This is a genomic window from Limimaricola sp. AA108-03 (assembly GCF_050847355.1).
Lineage (GTDB): Bacteria > Pseudomonadota > Alphaproteobacteria > Rhodobacterales > Rhodobacteraceae > Limimaricola.
Genome location: NZ_CP193755.1, coordinates 1,449,197 through 1,474,949, shown reverse-complemented (window position 1 = coordinate 1,474,949; position 25,753 = coordinate 1,449,197). Strand labels below are relative to the sequence as shown.

At 67.3% G+C, this 25,753-nt stretch carries 24 protein-coding genes; 8 read left to right on the top strand and 16 right to left on the bottom strand.

Translation table 11 applies throughout. The features are described 5' to 3' along the window. Positions 1 to 51: 51 nt before the first annotated feature. Together ctrA and ACRAQ3_RS07230 are read right to left on the bottom strand one after the other, a co-directional pair. Positions 52 to 765, bottom strand: a complete 714-nt coding sequence (gene ctrA, locus ACRAQ3_RS07235) for a response regulator transcription factor CtrA (protein ID WP_432256175.1) — start codon at positions 763 to 765, stop codon at positions 52 to 54. Positions 766 to 861: 96 nt separating this feature from the next. Further along, entirely contained in the window at positions 862 to 1,140 is a 279-nt protein-coding gene (locus ACRAQ3_RS07230; protein ID WP_432256174.1) for a DUF1153 domain-containing protein, read from the bottom strand. Positions 1,141 to 1,290: 150 nt separating this feature from the next. Here ACRAQ3_RS07230 and mnmA point away from each other — a divergent pair, with 150 nt between their 5' ends. Next, positions 1,291 to 2,442, top strand: coding sequence for a tRNA 2-thiouridine(34) synthase MnmA (gene mnmA / locus ACRAQ3_RS07225; protein ID WP_432256173.1), 1,152 nt, complete (start codon positions 1,291 to 1,293; stop codon positions 2,440 to 2,442). Positions 2,443 to 2,495: 53 nt separating this feature from the next. On the opposite strand, the gene lpxB is transcribed toward mnmA, so the two are convergent. The 13 genes from lpxB to pyrH all read right to left on the bottom strand — a co-directional run bounded on the left by lpxB (position 2,496) and on the right by pyrH (position 14,542). Beyond that, positions 2,496 to 3,644, bottom strand: coding sequence for a lipid-A-disaccharide synthase (gene lpxB, locus ACRAQ3_RS07220; protein WP_432256172.1), 1,149 nt, complete (start codon positions 3,642 to 3,644; stop codon positions 2,496 to 2,498). Beyond that, the gene (locus ACRAQ3_RS07215; protein WP_432256171.1) at positions 3,641 to 4,426 is read right to left on the bottom strand and encodes an LpxI family protein; all 786 of its coding nucleotides are present in this window, start codon (positions 4,424 to 4,426) and stop codon (positions 3,641 to 3,643) included. Before ACRAQ3_RS07215 ends, lpxB begins: the two co-directional genes overlap by 4 nt. Positions 4,427 to 4,430: 4 nt before the next feature. Continuing rightward, a complete protein-coding gene (gene lpxA, locus ACRAQ3_RS07210; protein ID WP_432256170.1) occupies positions 4,431 to 5,213 on the bottom strand; it encodes an acyl-ACP--UDP-N-acetylglucosamine O-acyltransferase in 783 nt (260 codons plus the stop codon). Further along, positions 5,213 to 5,689: a 3-hydroxyacyl-ACP dehydratase FabZ gene (fabZ, locus tag ACRAQ3_RS07205; protein WP_432256169.1), complete on the bottom strand. Its 477-nt coding sequence runs from the start codon at positions 5,687 to 5,689 to the stop codon at positions 5,213 to 5,215. Before fabZ ends, lpxA begins: the two co-directional genes overlap by 1 nt. Before the next feature lie 78 nt (positions 5,690 to 5,767). After that, positions 5,768 to 6,373 carry an OmpH family outer membrane protein gene (locus ACRAQ3_RS07200; protein WP_432256168.1) on the bottom strand — a complete coding sequence of 202 codons (606 nt, stop codon included), beginning with the start codon at positions 6,371 to 6,373 and terminating at the stop codon, positions 5,768 to 5,770. Continuing rightward, positions 6,373 to 8,682: an outer membrane protein assembly factor BamA gene (bamA, locus tag ACRAQ3_RS07195; RefSeq protein WP_432256167.1), complete on the bottom strand. Its 2,310-nt coding sequence runs from the start codon at positions 8,680 to 8,682 to the stop codon at positions 6,373 to 6,375. Before bamA ends, ACRAQ3_RS07200 begins: the two co-directional genes overlap by 1 nt. A 91-nt stretch (positions 8,683 to 8,773) precedes the next feature. Further along, positions 8,774 to 8,899, bottom strand: coding sequence for a hypothetical protein (locus ACRAQ3_RS07190; RefSeq protein WP_269396275.1), 126 nt, complete (start codon positions 8,897 to 8,899; stop codon positions 8,774 to 8,776). 93 nt (positions 8,900 to 8,992) lie between these two features. Beyond that, positions 8,993 to 10,327, bottom strand: a complete 1,335-nt coding sequence (gene rseP, locus ACRAQ3_RS07185; RefSeq protein ID WP_432256166.1) for an RIP metalloprotease RseP — start codon at positions 10,325 to 10,327, stop codon at positions 8,993 to 8,995. A 9-nt stretch (positions 10,328 to 10,336) separates the two neighbouring features. After that, entirely contained in the window at positions 10,337 to 11,515 is a 1,179-nt protein-coding gene (gene dxr, locus ACRAQ3_RS07180; RefSeq protein ID WP_269396273.1) for a 1-deoxy-D-xylulose-5-phosphate reductoisomerase, read from the bottom strand. After that, the gene (locus ACRAQ3_RS07175; RefSeq protein WP_269396272.1) at positions 11,512 to 12,348 is read right to left on the bottom strand and encodes a phosphatidate cytidylyltransferase; all 837 of its coding nucleotides are present in this window, start codon (positions 12,346 to 12,348) and stop codon (positions 11,512 to 11,514) included. Before ACRAQ3_RS07175 ends, dxr begins: the two co-directional genes overlap by 4 nt. A gap of 1 nt (position 12,349) precedes the next feature. Continuing rightward, on the bottom strand, positions 12,350 to 13,084 hold the full coding sequence (gene uppS / locus ACRAQ3_RS07170; protein WP_085896658.1) for a polyprenyl diphosphate synthase: 735 nt from the start codon (positions 13,082 to 13,084) through the stop codon (positions 12,350 to 12,352). A 33-nt stretch (positions 13,085 to 13,117) separates the two neighbouring features. Continuing rightward, positions 13,118 to 13,681, bottom strand: coding sequence for a ribosome recycling factor (gene frr / locus ACRAQ3_RS07165; protein ID WP_085896659.1), 564 nt, complete (start codon positions 13,679 to 13,681; stop codon positions 13,118 to 13,120). A 135-nt stretch (positions 13,682 to 13,816) separates the two neighbouring features. Then, complete coding sequence (pyrH, locus tag ACRAQ3_RS07160) at positions 13,817 to 14,542, bottom strand: UMP kinase (RefSeq protein ID WP_085896660.1); 726 nt, start codon at positions 14,540 to 14,542, stop codon at positions 13,817 to 13,819. Between the two features lie 107 nt (positions 14,543 to 14,649). On the opposite strand from pyrH, the gene miaA reads away from it, so the two are divergent. The 7 genes from miaA (at position 14,650) to ACRAQ3_RS07125 (ending at position 25,075) form a co-directional block, all read left to right on the top strand. Then, the gene (gene miaA / locus ACRAQ3_RS07155) at positions 14,650 to 15,534 is read left to right on the top strand and encodes a tRNA (adenosine(37)-N6)-dimethylallyltransferase MiaA (RefSeq protein ID WP_432256165.1); all 885 of its coding nucleotides are present in this window, start codon (positions 14,650 to 14,652) and stop codon (positions 15,532 to 15,534) included. A gap of 227 nt (positions 15,535 to 15,761) precedes the next feature. Beyond that, positions 15,762 to 17,414, top strand: coding sequence for an ABC transporter substrate-binding protein (locus ACRAQ3_RS07150; protein WP_432256164.1), 1,653 nt, complete (start codon positions 15,762 to 15,764; stop codon positions 17,412 to 17,414). 340 nt (positions 17,415 to 17,754) lie between these two features. After that, positions 17,755 to 19,407: an ABC transporter substrate-binding protein gene (locus tag ACRAQ3_RS07145; protein ID WP_432256163.1), complete on the top strand. Its 1,653-nt coding sequence runs from the start codon at positions 17,755 to 17,757 to the stop codon at positions 19,405 to 19,407. A 79-nt stretch (positions 19,408 to 19,486) separates the two neighbouring features. Continuing rightward, positions 19,487 to 20,530, top strand: a complete 1,044-nt coding sequence (locus ACRAQ3_RS07140) for an ABC transporter permease (RefSeq protein ID WP_432256162.1) — start codon at positions 19,487 to 19,489, stop codon at positions 20,528 to 20,530. A gap of 12 nt (positions 20,531 to 20,542) precedes the next feature. Continuing rightward, entirely contained in the window at positions 20,543 to 21,994 is a 1,452-nt protein-coding gene (locus ACRAQ3_RS07135; RefSeq protein ID WP_432256161.1) for an ABC transporter permease, read from the top strand. Between the two features lie 96 nt (positions 21,995 to 22,090). Beyond that, positions 22,091 to 24,196, top strand: coding sequence for a dipeptide ABC transporter ATP-binding protein (locus ACRAQ3_RS07130; protein ID WP_269396266.1), 2,106 nt, complete (start codon positions 22,091 to 22,093; stop codon positions 24,194 to 24,196). A gap of 45 nt (positions 24,197 to 24,241) precedes the next feature. Continuing rightward, on the top strand, positions 24,242 to 25,075 hold the full coding sequence (locus ACRAQ3_RS07125) for a DUF1206 domain-containing protein (RefSeq protein ID WP_432256160.1): 834 nt from the start codon (positions 24,242 to 24,244) through the stop codon (positions 25,073 to 25,075). Here ACRAQ3_RS07125 and ACRAQ3_RS07120 read toward each other — a convergent pair. Further along, entirely contained in the window at positions 25,072 to 25,671 is a 600-nt protein-coding gene (locus tag ACRAQ3_RS07120; protein WP_269396264.1) for a lytic transglycosylase domain-containing protein, read from the bottom strand. The two genes, ACRAQ3_RS07125 and ACRAQ3_RS07120, sit on opposite strands and share 4 nt — an antisense overlap. Between the last annotated feature and the right edge of the window lie 82 nt (positions 25,672 to 25,753).

The window sequence follows — 25,753 nt, the reverse complement described above, 5'->3', positions numbered from 1 at the left end:
GCGCGGCGAACTTAGAAGCCCGGCGGGGGAGCGTCCAGATGCCGGGGCGGTTCAGGCGCCGATGGCCAGCGGCGGCACCTCTCGCGCCGGTTCCGGATCGCGAAGCACGTAACCGCGCCCCCAGACCGTCTCGATGTAATGCGCCCCCCCGGTGGCCTGGGCCAGCTTCTTGCGCAGTTTGCAGATGAACACGTCGATGATCTTCAGTTCGGGCTCGTCCATGCCGCCATAGAGGTGGTTGAGGAACATCTCCTTGGTGAGCGTCGTGCCCTTGCGAAGGCTCAGCAACTCCAGCATCTGGTATTCCTTGCCGGTGAGATGCACCGACTGCCCAGCCGCCTCCACCGTCTTGGCGTCGAGATTGATCGCGACCTCCCCGGTGACGATCACCGATTGCGCGTGCCCCTTGGAACGACGGATGATGGCATGGATGCGCGCCACCAGCTCGTCGCGGTGGAACGGTTTCGTCAGGTAATCATCCGCCCCGAAGCCGAACCCCTTGAGCTTGCTCTCGGTGTCGTCGTCCCCCGACAGGATCAGGATCGGCGTCGAGACCCGGTGCAGCCGGAGCTGACGCAGCACCTCGTGGCCGGTCATGTCCGGCAGGTGCAGATCAAGGAGGATCAGGTCGTAGTCATAGAGCTTCGCCAGGTCGATCCCCTCCTCCCCCATATCGGTTGCATAGACGTTCAGGTTGGCATGGGTGAGCATCAACTCGATGCTCTTCGACGTGGTCGGGTCGTCCTCAACCAGCAAGACGCGCATTCCTTACCCTCCGTGCTCCGGGTTCAACCATCGCCGGCGAGTAAGCCACCGGACGGTTAACACCGTATTACCTTGGGTCAACCATGCCACTGCATCTCACGGTTGTCTATACTTCTGTATAGTCGTTACGCGCAGCCCCTCAGGACCATGACGTCTTGCCAATTTTTCCCAGCTCTGCAGCTCTTCCTCGGACAGACCGTAGGTCTCGATCGCATAGTCCCGTGAAACGAGGCCCACGGTGATCGCCAGCAGCAATCGCGCCTTGCGCGAGGCGACCCAGCGCTCCGTATCCGGGCTCGGCAGATCGGCGCGCGTCAGGATGCGCCCGTCGGGCAGCGTCACCGCCCGCGGTCCCTCGACCTTTCGTAGATACATTTTCACCCTCCTCTCACCCCGGCTCCGACCCTGCGCGCGTCAGGGCTAAGGAGCGGTGAAGCCGGGGGGTTGGAAATGGGGGGCATTTTCCTATATTGCGGCCCGATCGCCGCTTCGCGCGCGCTTCCACCCTGCGCCAAGGATCGCCCCATGCCGCTCGACAGCTTCGCCACCACCGGGCTCAATTCGTTGGGCTTCGCCAAGCCCGCTTCGCAGACCCGTGTCGTCGTGGCGATGTCGGGTGGCGTCGACAGCTCCGTTGTCGCCGCCCAGCTCAAGGAGGAAGGCTACGACGTGGTGGGCGTGACGCTGCAGCTCTACGATCACGGCGCGGCGCTGGCCAAGAAGGGCGCCTGCTGCGCCGGGCGCGACATCCATGATGCGCGGCGCGTGGCCGAGGCGATGGGCTTTCCGCACTACGTGCTCGATTACGAGAACACTTTCCGCGAAGCGGTGATCGACGAGTTCGCCGACAGCTATCTCGCCGGCGCGACGCCGGTGCCCTGCATCCGCTGCAACGAGCGGGTGAAGTTCAAGGACCTGCTGGCCACCGCCAAGGATCTCGACGCCGATTGCATGGCGACCGGCCACTACATCCGCCGCGAGATGGGCGCCGCGGGCGCCGAACTCCATTCGGCCGCCGACGCGAACCGCGACCAGAGCTACTTCCTGTTCTCGACCACGCAGGAACAGCTCGACTACCTGCGGTTTCCGCTGGGCGGGCTCGCGTCGAAGGCCGAAACCAGGGCCCTGGCCGCACGCTACGGGCTTTCAGTCGCCGACAAGCCGGACAGCCAAGACATCTGCTTCGTGCCCAATGGCAACTACGCTGCCGTGATCGAGAAACTGCGCCCCGGTGCTGCGGAGCCGGGCGAGATCGTGCATGTCGACGGGCGAGTACTGGGCGAGCATCGGGGACTGATCCACTATACGGTGGGCCAGCGCCGGGGGCTGGGCATTGGCGGTCTCGACGAGCCGCTCTACGTCGTGAAGCTCGACGTGGAGGCGCGACGCGTCGTCGTCGGACCCAAGGAGATGCTGGCGACGCGGCGCGTACCGCTCAGGGAAATCAACTGGATTGGCGGCGGTAGCTTCACCGATTCCAAGGAACGTGAAGTGCTCGTGCGCGTCCGCTCGACCCGACCGTCGGCCCCGGCGGTGATCCGTCCGATCAATGAGACGGAGGCCGAGGTCGAGTTGCTCTCGCCCGAACAGGGCGTCTCTCCCGGCCAGGCCTGCGTGTTCTATGCCACCGAAGGCAGCCGCGTGCTCGGCGGTGGCTGGATCTGGAAGGGCCGCTGAGGCGGGACCAAAACTCTTCGAAGAGTTTTGGCAAATTTCTTCGAAGAAGTTTGTCAGCGCATCCGATCGAGGATGGCGCGTGCCGCCCGCAGGCCGGGCGGCTCACCCCCGGCACCCAACCGCCGCATGGTCTCGGCCAGCGCGTGGCGCTGGGCTTCGGATCGCTCCAAAAGCCGCAGCAATGCCCGACCGATCGGCTCGGGACGGCAATCCCTGCCAATGAATTCCGGAACGGTGCGGGTCTCGCTCACGAGGTTCACCAGTGTCACCGTATCGGTCAGCAACATCCGCCCGATGATGGCGCGCGAGATCCAACCCATATCATAGGCCACGACCATCGGCGTGCCCGCCGCGGCCAGTTCGAGCGACACCGTACCCGACGCCGCAAGCGCCACGTCGGCGGCCCGAAACGCGGCGCGCTTTTCGGCACCATCCGGGTCCTGCGCGGGATCGATCAGCAGCGGTGCAACCGACCAAGTCCTTGCCTCGGCGCGCACCAGATCGGCGACGGGCGCGGCGCAGGGCAATACGACGCGGGCTTCCGGCAGGGCCGCCTGCACACGTGCCAACGCACCCCCGAAGGTCTCCGAGAGCCGCTGCACCTCGCCACGCCGCGAACCGGGTAGCGCCAGCACCAGAGGTGCATCGCCGATTCCGTGGCGGGCTCTGAAGGCATCCGCCTCCTTGGGGCTCGCCTGCGGGTCGGTCACGACGGGGTGGCCGACGAAATCGCATTCCATCCCGGCAGCTTCCATGTAGGGAGGCTCGAACGGCAAAAGCGCCAGCACTTGGTCGATGCTGCGCGCCATCTTCGCCGCCCGGCCGGGTCGCCAGGCCCAGACACTGGGCGCCACATAATGCACGCAGCGCACCGGCGCACCGGCCGCCTTGACCCGCCGCGCCACGCGCAGGCAGAAGTCGGGACTGTCGATGGTGAGCAGGATGTCCGGCCGGCTCTCGATCACCGCACGCGCCGTCTCGTCGAGCCGCCGCATGAGATGCCGGTAACGCGGCAGGATCTCGGCAACGCCCATGACCGACAATTCGTCCATCGGAAAGCGGCTTCTGAGCCCTTCGGCCGCCATGCCCGGCCCGCCGATGCCGTCGAAGCGGATATCCGGGGCGAGGCTCTTCAGCCCCGCCATCACGGCGCGGCCCAGCCGATCGCCGGAGAGCTCTCCCGCGATGACGAAGATCTTCATGCCTGCACCATCAGCGCGATGCCGTGGCGATCGGCGGCGGCGATGGTCGCCGCGCGCTCCAGCACCATCACGCCACCCGCTTCGATCGCGATGGCCCCGAGACCCGCGCGCGCCGCGCCCGCGATCGTGCCGGGACCGATGACCGGCAGATCGGCCCGCCGGTCCTGCCCCGGCTTCGGCGCCTTGTAGAGCAGCCCGCCCTTCGCCTCGCCACCCGCAAGGCTGGCCAGCATCCAGTCGGTGCCCGGCAGCGCCTCGACCGCGATGCAGAGCCCGTCCCGCACCACGCAGGCCTGACCGATATCGGCCTCGGCCATGGCGCGGTGCACCGCCGATGCGCGTCGCGCATCGGCCGCATGGGCTTCGGTGAAGGGCACGACACCCATCAGGCCGGCACCGGGGAGCAGCGTGGGCGCGATCTCATGCGCCGCGCGCAGGGCAAAGCCCTGCTCTTCCAGAAGCGCCATCACGGCGCGCAGCGTCGCGTCGTCGCCTTGCCCCATGGCGGCCATCAACCGCGGCACGAGAGGGGCGGTGGCGGCATCGATCCGTGACGGATCGACCTGCGGACGTGTCATCGCACCGGCAAGACAGATCTCGGTCACGCCCCGTGCCCGTAAATCCGCGAGCAGCGTGCCGAGCGTCTCGATCCGGTAGCCGAGGCGCTCGGTGCCCTCCGGTGCCGTCACCGGCACGCCCGCCATCTCGCAGACCAGCGCACCGGGGCGCTCCGCGAGTATCGCGCCCGGCAGCGTACCGGTCCCGGCAAGAAGCGCCAGCATCGGATCAGCCCTGCGGCGTCAGGAACTGGCGGTCACTCTGCGCCGAAACGAACTCCGACAGTTCCCGAACGAGGTCGCTTTCCCCGGATCCGAGCGCTGCGGCCCGCTCGTGGAACGTGCCCTCGCCGTCCTTCAGGGCGCGGAACGCGGCGCGCAGCGCACCGATCTCCTCGCGCGAGGTGCCGCGCCGCTTGAGGCCGACGAGGTTGAGCCCGTCGAGCCGGCCGCGCGGCCCCTGGACCAGACCGAATGGGATCACGTCGTTGGTCACCATCGTGACCGCGCCGATGATCGCGCCGCGACCGATGCGGACCCATTGATGAATGCCGCAAAGCCCGCCGACGATCACGTCATCGCCGATCTCGCAATGGCCCGCGACCGCGGCGTGGTTCACGAGGATCACCCGATCGCCCACCCGCACGTCATGCGCGACGTGACAGCCCGCCATCAGCAGGCAGTCGTCACCCACCCGCGTCTCGCCGCCGCCACCCGCGGTACCGGTGTTGATCGTCACATGCTCGCGGATGCGGTTGCGCGCGCCGATGCGCAGCCGCGTATGCTCGCCGCCGAACTTCAGATCCTGAGGGATCTCGCCGATCACCGAGAAGGGGAACACCACCGTCTCCGCGCCGATCGCTGTGTCGCCGGTGACGACCACGTGGCTCTTGAGCTCGACGCCATCGCCCAGCACGACCTGGTCGCCGACATGGCAGAATGGCCCGATCCGGCAGTTCTCGCCGATCCGCGCGCCCTCCTCGATCACCGCGGAAGGGTGAATCCGCGCCATCAGCCCTTCAGGTCCATCATCGCGGTGAACTCGGCTTCGGCCGCCATCTCGCCATCGACCGTCGCCACGCCCTTGAAGCGCCAGACCTTGCCGCCCGGCTTGCCGCGCGTGGTCTCGACCTTCATCAGCAGCTGGTCGCCCGGGACCACCTTGCGGCGGAACTTGGTGGCGTCGATGCCCATGAAGTAGATCAGCATGTTGCCGTCCACGAGGTTCATCGTGGTGCCGACCATCACGGCCGCCGTCTGGGCCATCGCCTCGATGATCGTGACGCCGGGCATGATCGGATTGCCGGGGAAATGCCCCTGGAAATGCGGCTCGTTCATCGTCACGTTCTTGATGCCCGTGGCGCTCGAGGTGCCATCGATGTCGATCACGCGGTCCACCAGCAGGAACGGGTAGCGATGCGGCAGGATGCGTTGGATCAGCTGGATGTCTGCGGTGGTCGGCGTGCCCGTCTCGGGGGTGTCGGTCATGTCGGTGCGGTCCTTCCGTCGCGGGGCTATTCGCGATCTGAGTAGCAACTCGCCCCCCGAGCGGCAAGGCAGGCGCGGTCAGGGATCGGCGGGCTCGGCGGGTTCCGGATCGGCGGAGAGGGTCGCGCCGTTGCCGATCGCCGCGTCGACCGCCGCGAGCGCGGCATCGGTGACATCGACCGCGCTGGTGGACAGAAAGACCGCGCGCCGGTCGAGAATGATCGAGGCGCCGCGCTCCAGCATCACCTGACCCAGCGCCGGACCCGCGGCGGCCAGGAAGATCTCGCGCCCGGAGGCCGCCTCCTGCTGCAGGGCGCGCTCCTTGGCGTCGCGCTCGCGGCGGATTTCCTGAACCCTGGCGTCGAAGGCCTCGGCCTCGGCCCGGAACGCCTCCGGCGTCATCGACGGGCGCCGGCGTGTCAGATCCTGCTCCTCGGCGGTGAGCTCTGCCTCGATCCGGCGGTTCTCCTCGACCAGCGCTTCGGTCTGCGCCTGCAGATCGGCTGACAGACGCCGTCCGAACAGGCTTTCCGAGAAAAGCCGATCGGTGTCGAGCACGACGATGCCACCCGCGGCGGCCGGGGTTTGGGCTGGCGCCGGCGCGGCGGGATCGGCCACGCGCTGCGCGAGCGCCGGCCCGCCGAGCGCGAGCATCAGGCCGAGGACCGCCGCCGCGCGCCGCATCAGAACCGCGAGGAGATCGTCAGGTCGAAGCCACGGGTCTCGTCGAACTCCTCGGCCTCCAGCGCCTCGGTGAAGTTGAAGCGCAGCGGACCAAGCGGCGTGTCCCAGAACACCGAGGCGCCGACCACGGCGCGCGGCGTGAACTCGTCATAGAGCACGGTCGCACCGGTGCCGCGGGTCGAACCCACATCCCAGACCGAGCCGTAATCCACGAAGGCGCCGCCGGAGATGCCGTAATCCTCGGGCAGGCCCAGCGGGAACTCGGCCTCGAGCCGGGTGACGGCGTATTTGTTGCCGCCCAGTGCGTCATCGGTATCGGCGTCGCGCGGGCCGATACCGCCGGATTCGAAGCCGCGCATGATCCGGCTGCCCATGAAGAAGCGGTCGGTGACGCGGGTCGTGCCGTCGGAATGGTTGATGATCCCGCCTTCGACGGTGGCGCGCAGCAGCACGTCCTCGCCCAGCACCAGCGTTTCGGCCGAGGCCAGCGCCGTGGTCTTGACGAAGGACTCGTCGCCGACGCCGAACTCCTGCCCGAAGCGCAGCAGGATGCCGGTATCGGGATCGAGCCCGGAGCGGCGCGTGTCGTAGCTGTAGCTATAGCCGAGCGAATTGGTCCAGACGCCGTCCTCCGCCTGCTCGGCGATGATGATGTCGCTGGCATCCGGGTCGACATCGGTGATGTCGTTGTACTCGGCCGCGTAATAGGTCTGCAGCCGGCCGTTCTCGCTCACCGGGAAGGTGAAGGAGGGCGAGATGCGGAAGGTGTCGGTGTCGTAGAGCGCCGAGTCGTTGTCGGTCGAGCGGTAATCCACGCCGAAGCCGAAGCGCAGGTCACGCCCGAGGAAGGCGGGCTCGGCGAAATCGAAGGAGATGACGCGGTTGTTCTCGCTGGTCGAGAGATCGAGGCTGAACAGCTGGCCCCGGCCGAGGAAGTTGCGCTCGGCGAAACCCGCGACGAGGCCGAAGCCGTCATCTGTGGAATAGTTGGCGCCGAAGGAGAGCGAGCCGGTGGGCTGTTCCTCAACATCGACGTCGATCACGACCGAGCCCGGCTCGGTGCCCGGGCGGGCATTGACCTGCGCATCGGCGAAATAACCGAGCGCGCGGATCCGCTCGGCGCTTTCGCGCACGGCGCGCGGGTTGAAGGGATCGCCCTCGACGGTGCGGAACTGCTGACGAACCACCCGGTCGAGCGTGGTCGAGTTGCCCTCGATGTCGATGCGCTCGACGAAGATCCGCTCGCCCCGGCTCAGCACATAGGTCACCTCGAGCGACAGGTCGCGCGGGTTGCGGGTGATGCGCGGCTCGATCCGCAGGAAATCGATGCCGTCGCGGATCGCGATGCGCTCCATCCGCGCGATGTCGTCCTCGACCGCCGTGGGCGAGTAGTAATCGCCGCGATCGAGACGGATCGCCTCGTCGAAGCGCATGGTCGAAAGGCCGGGAATCTCGCTGGCGATATTCACGTTGTTGACCTGGTAGCGCTGGCCCTCGCGAACGTTGAACGTCAGCAGATAGGCGTCGCGGGCGCGGGTCAGCTCGGCATCGACGTCGAGGATCTCGAAATCCACATAGCCGCGCGAACGATAGAAGTCGGTGAGCATCTGCCGGTCGAAGGCGATGCGGTCGGCCACGAAGGTGTCGCTCTTGATGAGCTGGCGCAGGGGGCCGGCCTGGCTGGTGGCCAGCACGCCGCGCAGGCGACGGTCGGAGAAGGCGCGGTTGCCGGTGAAGGAAATGCGCTCGATCTCGGTCACGCCGCCCTCGGTGATCTGGTAGACCAGATCGACACGGTTGTCGGAGCGCTCGATCAGTGCCGGGCGCACGACGGCATTAATCCGGCCGCGCTCGGCATAGGCGGTGGCGATGGCGTCCGCATCGGTCTGGGCCTGCGCGGGGTTGTAGACGCGGCGCTCGGTCGCGGTGACCAGCTGCGCCAGCTCCGCGTCGTCGATCTTGGCGTTGCCCTCGAAGCCGATGCGGTTGATCGTCGGGAATTCGGTCACCTCGATGACGAGGCGGCCGCCCTCCGGCCGGATCTCGACCGAGCGGAACAGCCCGGTCTCGCGGATCCGCTGGCCCGCATCGTTCAGCGCGGCGGCGCTGACGGTCTCGCCGCGCGAGATGCCGGCATAGGTCAGGATGGTGCCGGTCTCGATCCGGCGGTTGCCCTCGACCGAAACCTCCTCGAAGCGGAAATCCTGCGCCAATGCCGGCGCCACGGCGCTGATCGCCGCGATCAGCGCAGCCGCGCTCGCGGCACCTGTCAACCTACGCGCCAAGGCGCCCCTGCTTCGAGCCGTCATCGTCACCATCCCTGCCACGCGTCGTTTCTTGACTAGGGAGTTACCGACCCCGGGAAGCGTTGTCAAAAGCTCCGGTGCTTTCGGAGCATGTTCATGGCGCGGCGATCCGTATCGCCACAGTCAGGGCCAGCACCAGCGCGGCCGGCAGCAGCAGCCGGCCCATGTGGAGCTCGACCAGCAGGCCCAGACCGACATCATCCTTCAGAATCGTGTTCATGCCTCGTCTCCCGAATGCGAGGCTCGAACACTAGGTGGCAAATCCGGCGGAAATTCGACCAAGCGGTGGCCCTGCCGCAGCCACGACGCGGCTTCAGGGGCAGAGAAACAGGTCGTTGAGCACCGCGAAAACCGTCATGGTCAGGATCAGCGACAGCCCCAGCGCCATCAGCACGCGCAGCGCCTTGTCGCCCGGCTGGCGGCCGGTGATCGCCTCGTAGCCGAAGAAGACGAGATGTCCGCCGTCGAGCACCGGGATCGGAAACAGGTTCAGAAGGCCCACCGCGGTCGAGAGCACCGCGACGAACCAGATGAAGCTGGTGGCGCCCTGTTCGGCCATGGCGCCGGAGGCTTGGGCGATGCCGACGGGGCCCGACAGGTTGCACGACGAAATCGCGCCGGTGATCATGTGGCCCAGCCCCGAGAGCGAGGACGTGATGATGTTCCAGACCTGCGCCACGGCGTCGACCAGTGCGGTACCGAGGCCCGGGGTCTCGGTCGCGGCCTCGAAGAACAGCCCCGACGAGATGCCCAGAAGCCAGCGCGTCTCGAAGCCGCCCTCGGGGCGCGGCAGATCGACCCGGCGCGGCGTCAGCGACAGCTCGCGCGTCTCGCCATTGCGCCAGATCGTCAGATCGAGCGTGCGGCCCTCCGAGGCGGTGACGATCTCGATCAGCTGGGCGAAGGCGAAGACCTCTCGCCCCTCCAGTTCGAGGATCACGTCACCGGCGCGCAGACCGGCCGCGTCCGCAGCCGAACGCGGCGACACGCCGCCCACCAGTGGCGGCTGCGGATAGGGGCCGCGCACCAGCATCTCGCGCTCGTCGCGGCGCACCCTGTAATCGAGAACCGGCTCGGCCGGGTAACCCTCGGCCAGCCGCGCCAAGCCATCCTCGCCGGGCAGCTCAGAGCCGCCGATGGCGAGGATCTCGTCCCCCGCCCGCAGCTCGTTCACATAGGTGGCGGGCAGCGGCAGCATCCGCTCGATCGTCAACGGATCGGCGGCGCGGCCCTGGGTGAGGATCACCGCCGCGAAGATCAGGATCGACAGGATGAAGTTGAAGATCGGTCCCGCCGCCACGGTGGCCGCGCGGGCCCAGAGCGGCGCGCCCAGCATGGTGTGGCGCAGCTTGGCCGGATCGGTGCCAGCCGCCTGCCCGACCGAGGCGGCGTTGGCGTCACCGAGGAACTTCACGTAGCCGCCGAAGGGCAGCGCCGCGATCTGCCAGAGTGTGCCGTGCTTGTCGCGGCGCGACACCAGCACCGGGCCGAAGCCGAGGCTGAACACCTCGGCATGGATGCCCGACCAACGGCCGACGATGTAGTGGCCGTATTCGTGGATCGCCACGATCACCGAGAGTGCCACGACGAAGGCCGCGAGGGTGAAGGCGACGTTGCCGAACTGCGGCAGGATCTGGGTCGGGTCCAAGGGGTCGTCCTATGTGGTCTGGAGATCGGTCCGGGCGATGCGCGCGGCGCGCTCCCGCGCCTCAGCATCGGCCCCAAGGACCGCGTCGAGGCCCGGGATGTCAACCCGCAGGGCGCCCGCGCGCGACATCGTGTCCAGCACCCGCTCGACCACCTGCGCCATCTGCAAAAAGCCGATGCGCCGGTCGAGGAAGGAGTCGAGCGCGGCCTCCTTGGCGGCGTTGAAGGCCGCCCCGGCGAGGCCGCCCTCGTCCATCACCCGCCGCGCCAGTCGCAGCGCCGGGTAGCGCGCCTCGTCCGGCGCCCGGAAGGTCATGGAACCGGTGGCAGCGAGGTCGAGCCGCGCCACAGGCAGGTCGCGTCGCTCGGGCCAGTTCAGCGCGTAGCCGATGGCATGACGCATGTCGGGCGCGCCCATATGGGCCATCAGCGCGCCGTCGTTGAAGCCCACAAGCGCGTGGATCAGGCTTTCGGGATGGATCACCACCTCGACCTGATCGGGGGAGAGGCCGAACAGCTCGCGCGCCTCGATGACCTCCAGCGCCTTGTTGAACATCGAGGCGCTGTCGATGGTGATGCGCTGCCCCATCGACCAGTTGGGATGCGTCGCCGCCTGTTCGGGCGTGGCCGCGGCCAGCCGCTCCAGCGGCCAGTCGCGGAAGGCGCCACCCGAGGCAGTGAGGATCACCCGTTCGACCGCGGCGCGGTCCTCGCCCACGAGCGCCTGGAACACGGCGGAATGCTCGCTGTCCACGGGCAGCAAGGTCGCGCCGTGGGCACGCGCCGCCTCGAGCACCAGAGGCCCGGCGGCGACCATGGTTTCCTTGTTCGCAAGCGCCAGCGTCGCGCCCTGCCGGATCGCCGCGAGGCCCGGCACGAGACCCGCCGCGCCGACGATCGCGGACATCACCCAGTCCGCCTGCATCCGCGCCGCCTCGGCCACGGCGGCGTCGCCCGCGGCCACCTCGATGCCGGTGCCCGAGAGCCGCTCGGCCAGCTCGGCCCGGCAGTCATCATGGCAGGTGACGGCGAGACCGGGGCGCAGGCGCTTCGCCTGTTCGGCCAGAAGCGCGACGTTGCGCCCGCCCGTGAGGGCGACCACCTCGAAGCGCTCGGGCGCGGCCTCGATCAATTCGACGGTCTGGCAGCCGATCGAGCCGGTGGCGCCGAGAATGCTGACGCGTTTCAAAAATGCACCCCGGGAATGAAGCCCAGAGCCGCGACCAGCAGCATGAAGAGCGAGGCCCCGAGCATCGCGTCGAAGCGATCGAAGAGACCGCCATGGCCGGGGATCAGCGCCGAGCTATCCTTGACCTTCATGCGCCGCTTCAGCGCGCTTTCGGCGATGTCACCCATCTGCGAGGCGAAGCTCAGCAGCATCGAGATCCAGATCAGGTGCCACGGGCTGTGGGTCATCAACGCGAAGCCGAAGCCGACGAGACCGGCCGCGAGCCAGCCCGCGGACGTGCCCGACCAGGTCTTCTTGGGGCTGACCTTGGGCCAGAATTTCGGCCCGCCCAGCGCCCGGCCGGCGACGTAGCCGAACACGTCGGTGAAGATCACCACGAGGATCAGCCAGAGCAGCCACTGGAACCCGTATTCGGCCCGGAACGTGACGAGACCCCAGCCCGCCACCTCGATGCCCAGCGCGAAGGCGAAGAAGGTGCCACGTTCGCGGCGCAGCATCGCCGCCCCGGCGATCGGCGCCACCAGAAACAGCAGCAGCACCCAGTTGCCATCGCCCGAGAGCTGACCCGACAGCACCGAGGCGCAGAGCGCCGCGAGCAGCATGCCGGGCGTCGGCTTGCCCGGCTCGATCATCATCCAGAGTTCCCAGACCATCACCGCCGTGACGAAGACGGTCAGCATCTGGAACCATACGCCGCCCATCATCACCGCAAGCGCGCCCAGCACCGCCATGCCGGCGCCGGAGGCCATCCGCACGCCCAGATCGCTCCAGCGGCCCGGATCGGCCAGCGCCGCCGTCACCGCGACGCCCTCCTTGTCCCCCCCCTCGGCCATGTCAGGCCTTGACGGCGCCGAAGCGGCGGTCGCGATGGGCGTAGCTCGCGCAGACCCGCGCGAACTCCTCAGGCGTGAAATCGGGCCAGAGCGTGTCGACGAACTCGTATTCCGCATATGCCGACTGCCACAGCAGGAAGTTCGATATCCGGGCCTCGCCGGAGGTACGGATCACGAGATCGGGGTCGGGCAGCACATGGGTGTCGAGAAAGCGCGACAGAGTCTCGGCGTCGACATCCTTGTGAGTGAGCCGCCCCTGTTCGATCTCGTAGGCGAGCCGCTTGGCGGCGCGGGTCACCTCGTCGCGGCCGCCATAGTTCAGCGCCACTGTAAGATGCACGAGATCGTTGTGACTGGTGATCAGCTCCAGCTCGTCCATCATCGCGACAAGCTTTTCGTCGAGACGAATCCGGTCACCGATGAAGCGCACCCTCACGCCCTGGCTCAGAAGCGCCCGCGCCTCGCGCACGATGTAACGCCGGAACAGCGCCATCAGCCCCGAGACCTCGGTCTGGGTGCGCTTCCAGTTCTCGGTCGAGAAGGCGAAGATCGTCAGATACTTGACCCCTAGATCGGGGCAGGCCTCGACGATGTCGCGGACCCGGCGTGCCCCGGCCTGATGGCCGAACAGCCGCGGTCGGCCACGGCTCTGGGCCCAGCGCCCATTGCCGTCCATGATGATCGCGACATGCTCGGGGCCGCCCTTCGGTGTCTTGTCTTGCGCGTCGGCAGCCATGACGGCCTCCCTGCAACTGGTGAGGCGCGAGCCTCAGACCTGCATGATCTCGGCCTGCTTGGTCTCGAGCTGCTGGTCGACCAGCTTGATGTAGCGATCGGTCAGTTCCTGGACCTCCTGCTCCCAGAACTTCTGGTCATCCTCGGAGAGGCCGTCGTTCTTGGCCTTCTTGATCTGGTCCATGCCGTCGCGGCGCAGGTTGCGGATCGCGACGCGGGCATGCTCGGCATACTGGCCGGCCACCTTGGTCAGCTGGGTCCGGCGCTCCTCGTTCAGCTCGGGGATCGGCAGCATGATGATGGTGCCGTTGAGCTGCGGGTTGATGCCGAGCCCGCTTTCGCGGATCGCCTTTTCGACCTTGCCCACGAGCGCCTTGTCCCAGACGTTGATCGTCACCATCCGCGGCTCGGGCACGTTGACGGTGCCGACCTGGTTGATCGGGGTCATGCTGCCATAGGCATCGACCATCACCGGCTCGAGCATCGAGGCCGAGGCACGGCCCGTCCTGAGCGAGGCGAATTCGGTGCGCAGCGAGGCGATCGCGCCGTCCATGCGGCGCTGGAGGTCGTCGGTATCGAGTTCGAAATCGTCTGCCATCGGTCTCTTCTTGTCTTTTGAGGGCGAGCTGTTGGCGCCGGTGATAGCGTCAACAGCCTGCGCATTCCAGAACACTTTGCCCGGTGCTAGCCGCGTCCCGTGTCAGTCACGGGGCGGAACCGGGAAGAGTTTCGCTCAGCCATGCACCCGGGTCGAGGTCCCCTCGCCCGCGAGAATGCCACGGAAGCCGCCGGGCTCATCGAGCGAAAAGACGATGATCGGCAGGCTGTTGTCGCGCGCCAGCGCGATGGCGCTCGCATCCATCACCCCCAGATGCTTCTGCAGCACCTCGTCATAGGTGATGGTTTCGTAGCGCTTGGCATCGTCGAATTTCTTGGGGTCCTTGTCATAGACGCCGTCCACCTTGGTGCCCTTGAAGATGGCCTCGCAGCTCATCTCGTTGGCCCGCAGCGTCGCCGCGGTATCGGTGGTGAAATAGGGGTTGCCGGTGCCGGCGGCAAAGATGCAGACGCGCTTCTTCTCGAGATGCCGCACGGCGCGGCGCCGGATATAGGGTTCGCAGACCTGGTCCATCGGGATCGCCGAGATCACCCGGGTAAATACGCCCAGCTCCTCGAGCGCCGACTGCATCGCCAGCGCGTTCATCACCGTGGCGAGCATGCCCATGTAGTCGGCGGTGGTCCGCTCCATCCCCTGCGCCGAGCCGGACAGCCCGCGAAAGATGTTGCCGCCGCCGATCACCATGCAGATCTCGACGCCGAGATCATGCACCGACTTGACCTCGCGCGCGATGCGTTCGACGGTCGGCGGATGCAGACCGAACGCCGTGTTCCCCATCAGTGCCTCCCCCGAGATCTTCAGCATCACCCTGCGGAAGGCAGGCTTTTGGGTATCGGTCATGGGGGCTCCGTGCGTGTTTCGGGGGAAATCGGGTCGCGGCGCAAGATGGACGAAAGCAGGTCCATGTTCAATGCCATGCGGGCGGCTTCGGCGACCGGCAGCCGGGGGTGAGCGACTGGCACGAGATCGCGCGCGGCCTCGATCCCGCGCGCCCGGTGCTGATCGCCGGTCCCACCGCCTCCGGCAAGTCGGCGCTGGCGCTCGCGGTGGCGGAGACGGGGGGCGGCGTCGTCGTCAATGCCGACGCGCTGCAGGTCTATGGCGACTGGCGCGTGCTCACGGCGCGCCCCTCGCCGGATGAGGAGGCCCGCGCCCCTCATGCACTCTACGGCCATGTCAGGCGCGACCAGACCTATTCGGTCGGGCACTGGCTGCGCGACGTGGCGCCGATGCTGGGCAGAGCGCGGCCGATCATCACCGGCGGCACCGGGCTCTACTTCTCGGCGCTGACCGAGGGGCTGGCCGAGATCCCCGCGACGCCTGCCGAAATCCGGACCGAGGCGAACGCCATCCCCCTGCCCGACCTCGTGGCCGGGCTCGATGCGGCCAGCGCCGCGCGGATCGACCTTCTGAACCGTGCCCGGGTTCAGCGCGCATGGGAGGTGCTGCGCGCCACCGGGCGCGGCATCGCCGAGTGGCAGGCCGACACGCCGGCACCCTTGCTCCCGCTCGATCAGGCCCAGCCGCTGGTGCTGCGTCCCGAGCCGGCATGGCTGAATGCCCGTATCGCACGGCGCTTCGACGCGATGCTCGAGGCGGGCGCGCTCGACGAAGCGCGGGCGGCGCTGCCCCATTGGACCCCGGAGGCGCCTTGGGCGCGGGCCATCGGCGCGCCGGAGCTGATCGCGCATCTGCGGGGCGAGACCGGCCTCGCCACCGCGCGGGAGGCCGCCATCATCGCGTCTCGGCAATACGCGAAGCGGCAGCGCAGCTGGTTTCGCAACCGCATGCGGGAGTGGCGCGAAATCGACCCCGCGACACCGACCGGGTGACGCCGCCGCCACCCGCTGCGCCCCATTCCTGCGACGAAGCCATCAGCGCCATACCCGATCCTCCGTTCCGGCTCATGGAGCCGTGATTTACGCGAAGGTCGCATTGACGCTTCAACCCGGCCACCCAGATCCATCTGCAAGTCTCGTCGCCCGAGCGACGCGAAAGCCGGGTCCGGAAGGGACCCGCGACTGCGGCCGTCGACGCGCCGCTCAAGAGGGAGACGCAGATGACGATCCACCACAACCCGCGGGGCACGGTGCATCCCGCCGCCAAGATGTACGCCGCCGAGCACGAGGCGGGGCAACTGTCGCGCCGCGAATTCATGACCCGCGCCACCGCGCTGGGCCTCAGCTCCTCCGCCGCCTTCGGCCTGATCGGCCTGCCGGTTCCCGCCCGCGCCGAAAGCCACGCCCAGATGGGCGGCACGCTGCGCATGGAGATGGAAACCAAGGCGATGAAGGATCCGCGCCTCGCGGATTGGGGCGAAATCCACAATTTCTACCGCGGTTGGCTCGACTATCTCGCTCAATACGAGGCCGATGGCTCGATCACGCCGATGCTGCTCGAAAGCTGGGAGGCGAATGACGACGCCACGCAGTTCACGCTCAAGGTCCGGCCCGGCGTGATCTGGAACAACGGCGATCCGTTCACCGCCGAGGACGTGGCCCGTAACATCGCCTTGTGGTGCGACGGCACGGTCGAGGGCAACTCCATGGCCAGCCGCATGGTCCAGCTGGTGGACCCCGAGACCAACATGGCTCGCGAAGGCGCGATCGAGGTGATCGACGACCTCACGGTCCGGCTCAACCTCGCGGCGCCCGACATCACCGTAATCGTCTCGATGGCCGACTACCCGGCAGCCATCGTGCATTCGAGCTTCGACGGCGGCGACCCGTCCGCGAACCCGATCGGCACGGGTGCCTATCTGCCCGTGGTCAACGAGGTCGGGGTGCGGCAGGTGCTGGAGCGCAACCCTGACCATACGTGGTGGGGCACCGAGGTGTTCGGTGGCCCCTATCTCGACCGGATCGAATACATCGACTACGGCACCGACCCCGCAGCCAAGGTCGCGGCGGCTGAATCGGGCGAGATCGACATCACCTACGAGACGACGGGCGATTTCATCGACATCTTCGACGCGATCGGCTGGCAGAAATCCGAGGTGGTGACGGCCTCGACGATCGTGGTGCGCTTCAACCAGGACAGCCCGCCCTTCGACAATCGCGACGTGCGCCGCGCCCTGCAGATGGCGGTCGACAACGAGATCGTGCTGGAACTTGGCTATAGCGGGCGCGGCGAGGTGGCCGAGAACCACCATGTCTGCCCGATCCACCCCGAATACGCGCAGGTCGACGGACCGGCATACGACCCTGCGGCCGCCAAGGCGATGCTGGACGAGGCCGGCTTCGGCGACGAGACCTTCGAGCTGATCTCGCTCGACGACGCCTGGCAGGCATCGACCTGCGACGCGGTGGCGGCGCAGCTGCGCGATGCCGGCATCGACGTGCAGCGCCGGGTGATGCCCGGCTCGACCTTCTGGAACGGCTGGCTGGAATATCCCTTTTCGGCGACCGACTGGGCGATGCGACCGCTGGGCGTGCAGGTGCTGGCGCTGGCCTACAAGTCCGGCGTGCCGTGGAACGAGACCGCCTATTCCAGCGAAGAGTTCGACGCGCTGCTGGCCGAGGCGATGTCGCTCGCCGATGTCGAGGCGCGGCGCGAGGTCATGGCCAGGATCGAGACCCTGCTGCAGGAGGACGGCGTGGTGATCCAGCCCTACTGGCGTTCGATCTTCCGCCATTACACGGACAGGGTGCAGGGCGCCGAAATGCACCCGTCCTTCGAGCACCACCATTACAGATGGTGGATCAAGGCCTGATCCCGACCTTCGGGCCGGGGCGGCACGACGCCGCCTCGGCCCACGACCCTCCGAACGGTCTTGGTCCTGCCATGGCGGCTGACCGGGAACGTCCTCTGGCCGGCGGATGTGACGCAACGGTGAATCCCCGTTTCGAATCCTCGCGTTGACACCACCACCCCTTTGCGACACCTAATGTCGCATTCAGGCCTCGGAACAGCGGTTTTGCGCAATTGTCGCGTTGACGCCGCGACCTCGCCGCACAGATGCTCATGCGAGTACCGTTGCGCAGATGACGAGGCCGGGCCCGCAAGAGGCCCGTGAAGGCGGCCATGACGCGCCGTCCAACAGGGAGATGACCATGACGATCCACGACCCCCGCCGGGCCGGACTCCACCCCGCCGCGGAGATGTATGCCGCCGAGCACCGCGCCGGCCGGTTGTCGCGCCGCGAGTTCCTGACCCGCGCCACCGCGCTGGGCGTCGGTTCCTCCGCCGCCTTCGGCCTGATCGGCCTGCCCGCCCCCGCCCGCGCCGAAAACCACATGCCGATGGGCGGCACGCTGCGCATGGAGATGGAAACCAAGGCGCTCAAGGACCCGCGCCTCGCGGATTGGAGCCAGATCGCCAACTTCTATCGCGGCTGGCTCGATTACCTCGTGCAGTACGAGGCCGATGGCTCGATCACGCCGATGCTTCTCGAAAGCTGGGAAGCCAACGAGGACGCCACGCAGTTCACGCTCAAGGTGCGCCAGGGCGTGACGTGGAACAACGGCGATCCCTTCACCGCGGCCGACGTGGTGCGCAACATCACCCGCTGGTGCGATGGGACCGTCGAGGGCAACTCCATGGCCGGGCGGATGAGCCAGCTGGTCGATGCCGAGACCAACATGGCGCGCGAGGGTGCCATCGAAGAGCTCGACGAGATGACCGTGCGGCTCAACCTCGCGGCCCCGGACATCACGGTGATCGTGTCGATGGCCGATTACCCGGCCGCCATCGTGCATTCGAGCTACGAGAGCGGCGACCCGTCAGAGAACCCGATCGGCACCGGCCCCTACCTGCCCGAGGTCAACGAAGTCGGCGTGCGCCAGGTTCTGGTGCGCAACCCGGATCACCAGTGGTGGGGCACCGAGGTGTTCGGCGGGCCCTATCTCGATCGGATCGAATACATCGACTACGGCACCGACCCCGCGGCCAAGCTGGCGGCGGCGGAATCGGGCGAAATCGACATTACCTACCAGACCACCGGCGATTTCATCGACATCTTCGACGCGATCGGCTGGCAGAAGTCCGAGGTGGTGACCGCGGCGACGCTGGCGGTGCGGTTCAACCAGGACAGCGCGCCCTACGACAACAAGGACGTGCGCAACGCGCTGCAGATGGCGGTCGACAACGCGATCGTGCTGGAGCTCGGCTATAACGGGCGCGGCACGGTGGCCGAGAACCACCATGTCTGCCCGATCCATCCCGAATACGCGCAGATCGATCCGCCCGTGCATGATCCCGCCGCCGCGAAGGCGCTGCTCGACGAGGCCGGCTTCGGCAACGAGACCTTCCAGTTGATCTCGATCGACGACGCCTGGCAGGCGGCGAGCTGCGACGCGGTCGCGGCGCAGCTACGTGACGCGGGCATCCAGGTCGAGCGGCAGGTGCTGCCCGGCTCGACCTTCTGGAACGACTGGCTGGAATATCCCTTCTCGGCCACCGAGTGGAACATGCGTCCGCTCGGCGTGCAGATCCTCGGGCTCGCCTACAAGTCCGGCGTGCCGTGGAACGAGACCGCCTATTCCAGCGAGGAGTTCGACACGCTCTTGGCCGAGGCGATGTCGCTCGCCGATGTCGAGGCGCGGCGCGAGGTCATGGCCAAGATGGAGAAGCTTCTGCAGGATGACGGCGTGCTGATCCAGCCCTACTGGCGTTCGCTCTATCGCCATTACACCGACAAGGTGCAGGGCGCCGAGATGCATCCGACCTTCGAGCATCACCACTACAAGTGGGCGATCGCTTCGTGACCCGATACAGGTGCGCCCCGGCATTGGGCCGGGGCGGCCTCCCGACATTCCACCTCATGCGTACCGGACCCATGCCCGAATGATCCGATTTCTCCTGTCGCGTCTTCTGACGTTGCTGGTCACGGCCTTTGCCCTGACCTTCATCGTCTTCTTCCTGACCAATCTGGAGCCCAGCCTCGAGAAGATCGCGAAATCCGAAATCGGGACCCGCGTCTCCGATGCGGAGGTCGAGAGCTGGCTGGACCGCAACGGTTACGGCGAGCCGATGCTGGTACGCTATGGCGAATGGCTCGGCGTGGTGCCGGGCTGGACCCATACGGTCGATGGCGAGGTGGTGGCCGGGCGCTGTGAGGTGCCGGGCGGCACGGTCGAGGCCAGCGCTTTCTGCGGCATCCTGCAGGGCGATTGGGGCTGGTCGACCGTGTTTCGCCGCGACGTGGCCGAGATCATCGGCCGCAGCCTCGCGCTGACCGGCAAGCTGATGTTCTGGGTGATGATGGTGATGGTCCCCGGCGCGCTGATCCTCGGCGTGCTGGCGGGGATGCGCGAGGGCTCAAAGCTCGACCGTTCGCTCTCGACCGTGTCGATCCTGACCACCGCGACGCCGGAATACGTCTCGGGCGTGGTGTTCATCGCCGTCTTCGCTTCCACGGCGGTTGGCCTACGATGGTTCAACGGCTCGGCCACCTCCGCGATGGAGGACGCCACCTTCGAGAACTTCACCCTGCCGGTGCTGACCATCGCGCTTTACGGCATGGGCTACATCGCCCGGATGACGCGGGCCTCGATGACCGAGGTGATGACGGCGCAATACATTCGCACCGCCCGGCTCAAGGGCGTCTCGTTCCCCAAGATCGTGCTGCGTCACGCGCTCAGGAACGCGCTGATCGCGCCCTTCACGGTGATCATGCTGCAATTCCCGTGGCTGCTGAACGGGGTGGTGATCGTCGAAACCCTGTTCAACTACAAGGGCTTCGGCTGGACGCTGGTGCAGGCGGCCGGCAACAACGACATCGAGCTGCTGCTCGGCGTCTCGGTCGTCTCGGTGGTGGTGGTGCTTCTGACGCAGCTCATCTCCGACATCGGCTATGTCTATCTCAACCCGCGCATCCGCGTCTCGTAAGGAGGTCGGCCCATGGAACCGCTAAGCTGGACCGGCCCTTGGGGCGCCTGGTTGAATCCGCTGCTGGGACTGTCGGTCGCGGGGCTCGTGGCCGCATCGCTCCTGTCGCTCGTGCTGTCGCTGGTCAGCGCGCCGGTGCGGCGCCAGAGCCTGCCCGATGGCACGCTCGCAGCGCGCGCCGGCCTGCACGGATTGGCCGATCTCGCCGGCCGCGCCTTCTTGTGGCTCACCGCGCTGGTGCTGGCGCTCTACCTGCTGTTGCCGCTGCTTCTGCCCTATGGCGCCCTGGGCATTCTCGGCGAGATGTCGCAGCGCTTCCTGCCGGTCTGGATCGCGCTAGGCCTGACCTTCGGCCTGTCGATCACTTTCAAACGGCGCCTCGGTCTTTATGGCAAGCTGTTCGACAGCACGATCGGCATGGCAGGATTCGCATTGGTGATGTTCTGGGTCTTCACCGCGCTCTTCGCGGGGCTGTTCGACCTGATCGCCACGCACGACCCGCTGACCGCGCTGTCGGGCATGAAGAACAAGGTTCCCGGCACGCCGCTGGCGATGGCGGGCGACGGCGTCTACCCGCATTACCTTCTGGGCGGCGACAACCTCGCGCGCGACGTATTCTCGCGCATGGTTCATGGCTCGTGGATCGTGGTGCAGATCGCGCCGCTGGCGACGATCTTCGCCTTTCTCGTCGGCATCACGCTTGGTCTTCCGGCAGGCTTCTACGCGGGCCGCCTCGACACGGTACTGTCGTTCCTCGCCAACCTGATCCTCGCCTTCCCGGTGATCTTGCTGTTCTACCTGCTGGTCACGCCCGAAATGGTGCAGACCGGCGTGCCGGCCTACATGGCGATGGTGCTGTTCCTGTTTCCGATCGCCTTCTTCGGGGTACTGCTGAACGCGCGGCTCGCGCCGCGCCCGATGCTGCGCCTCGTCGTGCTGGCCATGCTGCTGCTGTTCGGCGGCTGGCTCTACCTCTCGATGGTGAGCCAGGACGGCACGCCGGTCGATTTCTGGCCTGACGCGCTCGACCTGTTCGATGTGCCCGGCGGCATTCTCGTGGTCTTCGTCAGCGTCGTCTTCGTCAACGCGCCCACGGTGTTCCGCATCGTCCGCGGCCTGACCATGGACATCAAGACCCGCGACTACGTCGCCGCGGCCCAGACCCGCGGCGAGAGCCCTTGGTACATCATGCTGTGGGAGATCCTGCCCAATGCGCGGGGTCCGCTGATCGTCGATTTCTGCCTGCGCATCGGCTACACGACGATCCTTCTGGGCACGCTCGGCTTCTTCGGTCTCGGCCTGCCGCCGGACAGCCCCGACTGGGGCTCGACCATCAATCTTGGTCGCCGGCTGCTGTCGATCTACCCGCATGCCGCGATGGTGCCGGCGCTGGCGCTCTTGAGCCTCGTCCTTGGCCTGAACCTTCTGGCGGACGGTCTGCGCGAGGAGAGCCTGAAGGACTGATGGCCGACTTTGTTCCCGAAATACGCCACGGGGGTCCGGGGGTGTGACACCCCCGGTCCCGCAGTTTCCGCCCGCGCGCCGGATCAGGAGTGCAAGATGACCGATACCGTGACAGATCCAGCCCTCGAGGTCGCTCCCGGCGAGCCGATCCTCGAGATCCGCAACCTGTCCATTTCCTTCTTCACCCGCACGCGCGAGATTCCGGCGGTGATGGACTTCTCCGCCACCGTCCGTGCCGGAGAGGCGCTGGGCCTCGTCGGGGAATCCGGCTGCGGCAAATCCACCGTGGCATTGGGCGTGATGCAGGATCTCGGCGTCAACGGCCGGATCACCGGCGGCTCGATCAAGTTTCGCGGCGAGGAACTGACCACGATGTCGCCCGCGCGGCTACGCGAGATCCGGGGCCGCGACATCGCGATGATCTACCAGGAACCGATGGCCTCGCTGAACCCGGCGCTCAAGATCGACCGGCAGCTCATGGAGGTGCCGATGATCCACGAGGGGATCTCGGCCGAGGAGGCGCGCGCCCGCGCGCTCGAGGTGGTGCGCGACGTGCGCCTGCCCGACCCCGAGCGCATCCTCGACAGCTACCCGCACCAGCTCTCGGGCGGCCAGCAGCAGCGCATCGTCATCGCCATGGCGCTGATGTCCAAGCCCGCGCTGCTGATCCTCGACGAGCCGACCACCGCGCTCGACGTCACCGTCGAGGCGGCGGTGATCGATCTGGTGCGCGAGTTGGGCGAGAAATACGGCACCTCGATGCTGTTCATCAGCCACAATCTCGGGCTGGTGCTGGAGACCTGCGACCGGATCTGCGTGATGTATTCGGGCGAGGCGGTCGAGCGCGGCCGTATCGGCGAGGTCTTCGACGAGATGCGCCACCCCTATACTCAGGCGCTGTTCCGGGCGATCCCCCTGCCCGGCGCCGACAAGGCGACGCGGCCGCTGATCGCCATTCCCGGCAACTTCCCCCTGCCCGACGAGCGCCCGCCGGGCTGCAATTTCGGCCCGCGCTGCGACTATTTCCAAGAGGGCCGCTGCGACGCGCAGCCGATCCCGATGGTCGAGGTGCCCGGCGACGGTCACGAAGCCCGCTGCATCCGCACCGAGGAGATCGACTGGGATGCGCCGCCGGAGGTTTCAGATCACCGCGAGAGCACGGAGATCGGCGAGGTGGTCCTCAAGGTCGATGGGCTGCAGAAATATTACCAGGTGTCGCGCCCCGGTCTTCTGGGTGGCGGCGAGGCACAGGTGGTCAAGGCCAACGAGACGCTGAGCTTCGAGGCGCATGAAAGCGAAACGCTGGCCATCGTCGGCGAATCCGGCTGCGGCAAGTCCACCTTGGCCAAGGTGCTGATGGGGCTGGAGACGGCAACGGCGGGCGGCGTCGAACTTGATGGCCGCGCCGTGGGCGACGTGCCGATCGAAAAGCGCGACACGCGCACCGTTGCCGATGTGCAGATGGTGTTCCAGAACCCGTTCGACACCCTGAACCCGTCGATGACGGTGGGGCGGCAGATCATCCGTGCGCTGGAGATCTTCGGCGTGGGCGACAGCCCGCGCGACCGCAAGCGACGGATGCTGGAGCTTCTCGATCTCGTGAAGCTGCCACGCGAATTCGCGACCCGGATGCCGCGCCAGCTCTCTGGCGGGCAGAAGCAGCGCGTCGGCATCGCCCGCGCCTTTGCAGGCGGCGCCCGGATCGTCGTGGCCGACGAGCCGGTCTCGGCGCTCGACGTTTCGGTACAGGCCGCCGTCACCGACCTGTTAATGGAGATCCAGCGCGAGCAGAAGACGACGCTGTTGTTCATCAGCCACGACCTGTCGATCGTGCGCTACCTCGCCGACCGGGTGATGGTGATGTATCTCGGCCACGTGGTCGAGATCGGCACGGCGCGCGAGGTCTTCTCGCCGCCCTACCACCCCTATACCGAGGCGCTGCTCTCGGCGGTTCCGATCGCAGACACCCATGTCGAGAAGAAGCACATCGTGCTGGAGGGCGACGTGCCCTCGGCGATGAATCCACCTTCGGGCTGCCCGTTCCAGACGCGTTGCCGCTGGAAGTCTCGGGTGCCGGGCGACCTGTGCGAACGCGAAGTGCCGCCGATGGTCGAGTTCGCGCCGGGTCACAAGGTGAAGTGCCACCTGAGCCAAGAGGAATTCGCCTCGATGGAGCCGGTGATCACGCTCGCCGAAAACTAGGTGGCGCCAATGGAACAAGCGGGCCCTGCACCCGCTTGTCCGGGCATGACACAGCAGAATCTCCAATGGGCAGTGCCCGTCATGCGCGCCGGCTATGCCGGTCGCGGTCTCATTTACCTCGTCGTGGCGGTGCTCTCGCTTCTGGCGATCTGGCGCGGATCGACGCCGGGGGGCACCGGCGAGGCTATGGCGTCGCTGGAGCGGGCCTGGTGGGGCATCGCGCTGCTGGCACTGATCGCCATCGGTCTGGCGGCCTACGGTATCTGGCGCCTCGTCGCCGCCTTCTGGGATCTCGAGGCGCATGGCAGCGAGGCCAAGGGGATCATCGCTCGGATCGGCCAGGTGGTGACCGGCTTGATCCATCTCGGCCTCGCCTTCACGGCGGCAGCGATCCTGATGCCGTCCTCCTCCGGCTCGAACGGCGGCTCCAGCCTCGACAAGTGGACCGCCAAGATCATGCAGATGCCCTTCGGCCAGTGGATCGTCGGCATCGCCGGGCTGATCGGCCTCGGCGCGGGCATCTATTACATCTGGAAGGGCGTCTCGCACAAATACATGGAGAACCTGCGTGCCAAGCCGATGACGCTGAAGCTGCAACCGGCGCTGACCACCGGTCTTGTCGCGAATGGCGCGGTGATCGCCATCGTCGGCTTCCTGCTGGCCTATGCGGCATGGACGCTGAACCCCAGCGAGGCCGGCGGCCTGGCCGAGGCCTTCGACTGGCTGCGCGAGAAGCCTTACGGAACGGTGCTCGTGACCGCTCTCGCGGTGGGTCTTCTAGGCTTTTCGCTGTTCTGCTTCGTCAACGCCGCCTACCGGATCGTGCCGAAGCTGAAGACCGATGACATGGAGACGCTGGCGCGCCGTCTCGCCTCTTAACGGCCCAGAATCGCCTTCACATAATGCTGCGTCTCGGCATAGGGCGGGACGCCGCCATATTTCTGCACGGCGCCGGGCCCGGCGTTATAGGCCGCGAGCGCGAGGCGCCAATCGCCGAAGGCGTCGTGCTGCATCCTGAGATAGCGCGCGCCGCCTTCGAGATTCTGGCGTGGATCCATCGGATCGACGCGCAAAAGCCGCGCCGTGTCGGGCATCAGCTGCGCGAGGCCCAGCGCGCCCACCCGGCTTACCGCACCGGCGTTCCAGCCGCTTTCCTGCTGCACGAGGCGCAGGAACAAGTCCTCGGGGATGCGATGCTTACGGGCCGCGTCGCGGGCCAGCGTGAGATAAGGCCCGGCATAGCGGCCGGTAAAGGCCGGAGCCGCCGCGACCTGCAACTCCTGCGGTATCTCCGCACGGGGCGGCTGCAGCCGCGACGAGCTCGCATATTGCGAAGCGGCCCGGCCGTCGAGCACGTTGAGTTGCGAGGCGAAGAGGCCCGGGGCCGAGCTGGTCGAGACCCGGTCGGCCAAGGCCGGTGTTGCGCAAAAAAGGCCCAGCGCCGCCAGCGCGGCGCCCGTCAGGTAATGGTACATCGCGTCCCTCCGTTCCACCGGCTGGTTCCGGCGCTGGTGCGTTCGCTGCGCTCACGCTAGCCGGGATCGTGGCGGAAAGGGA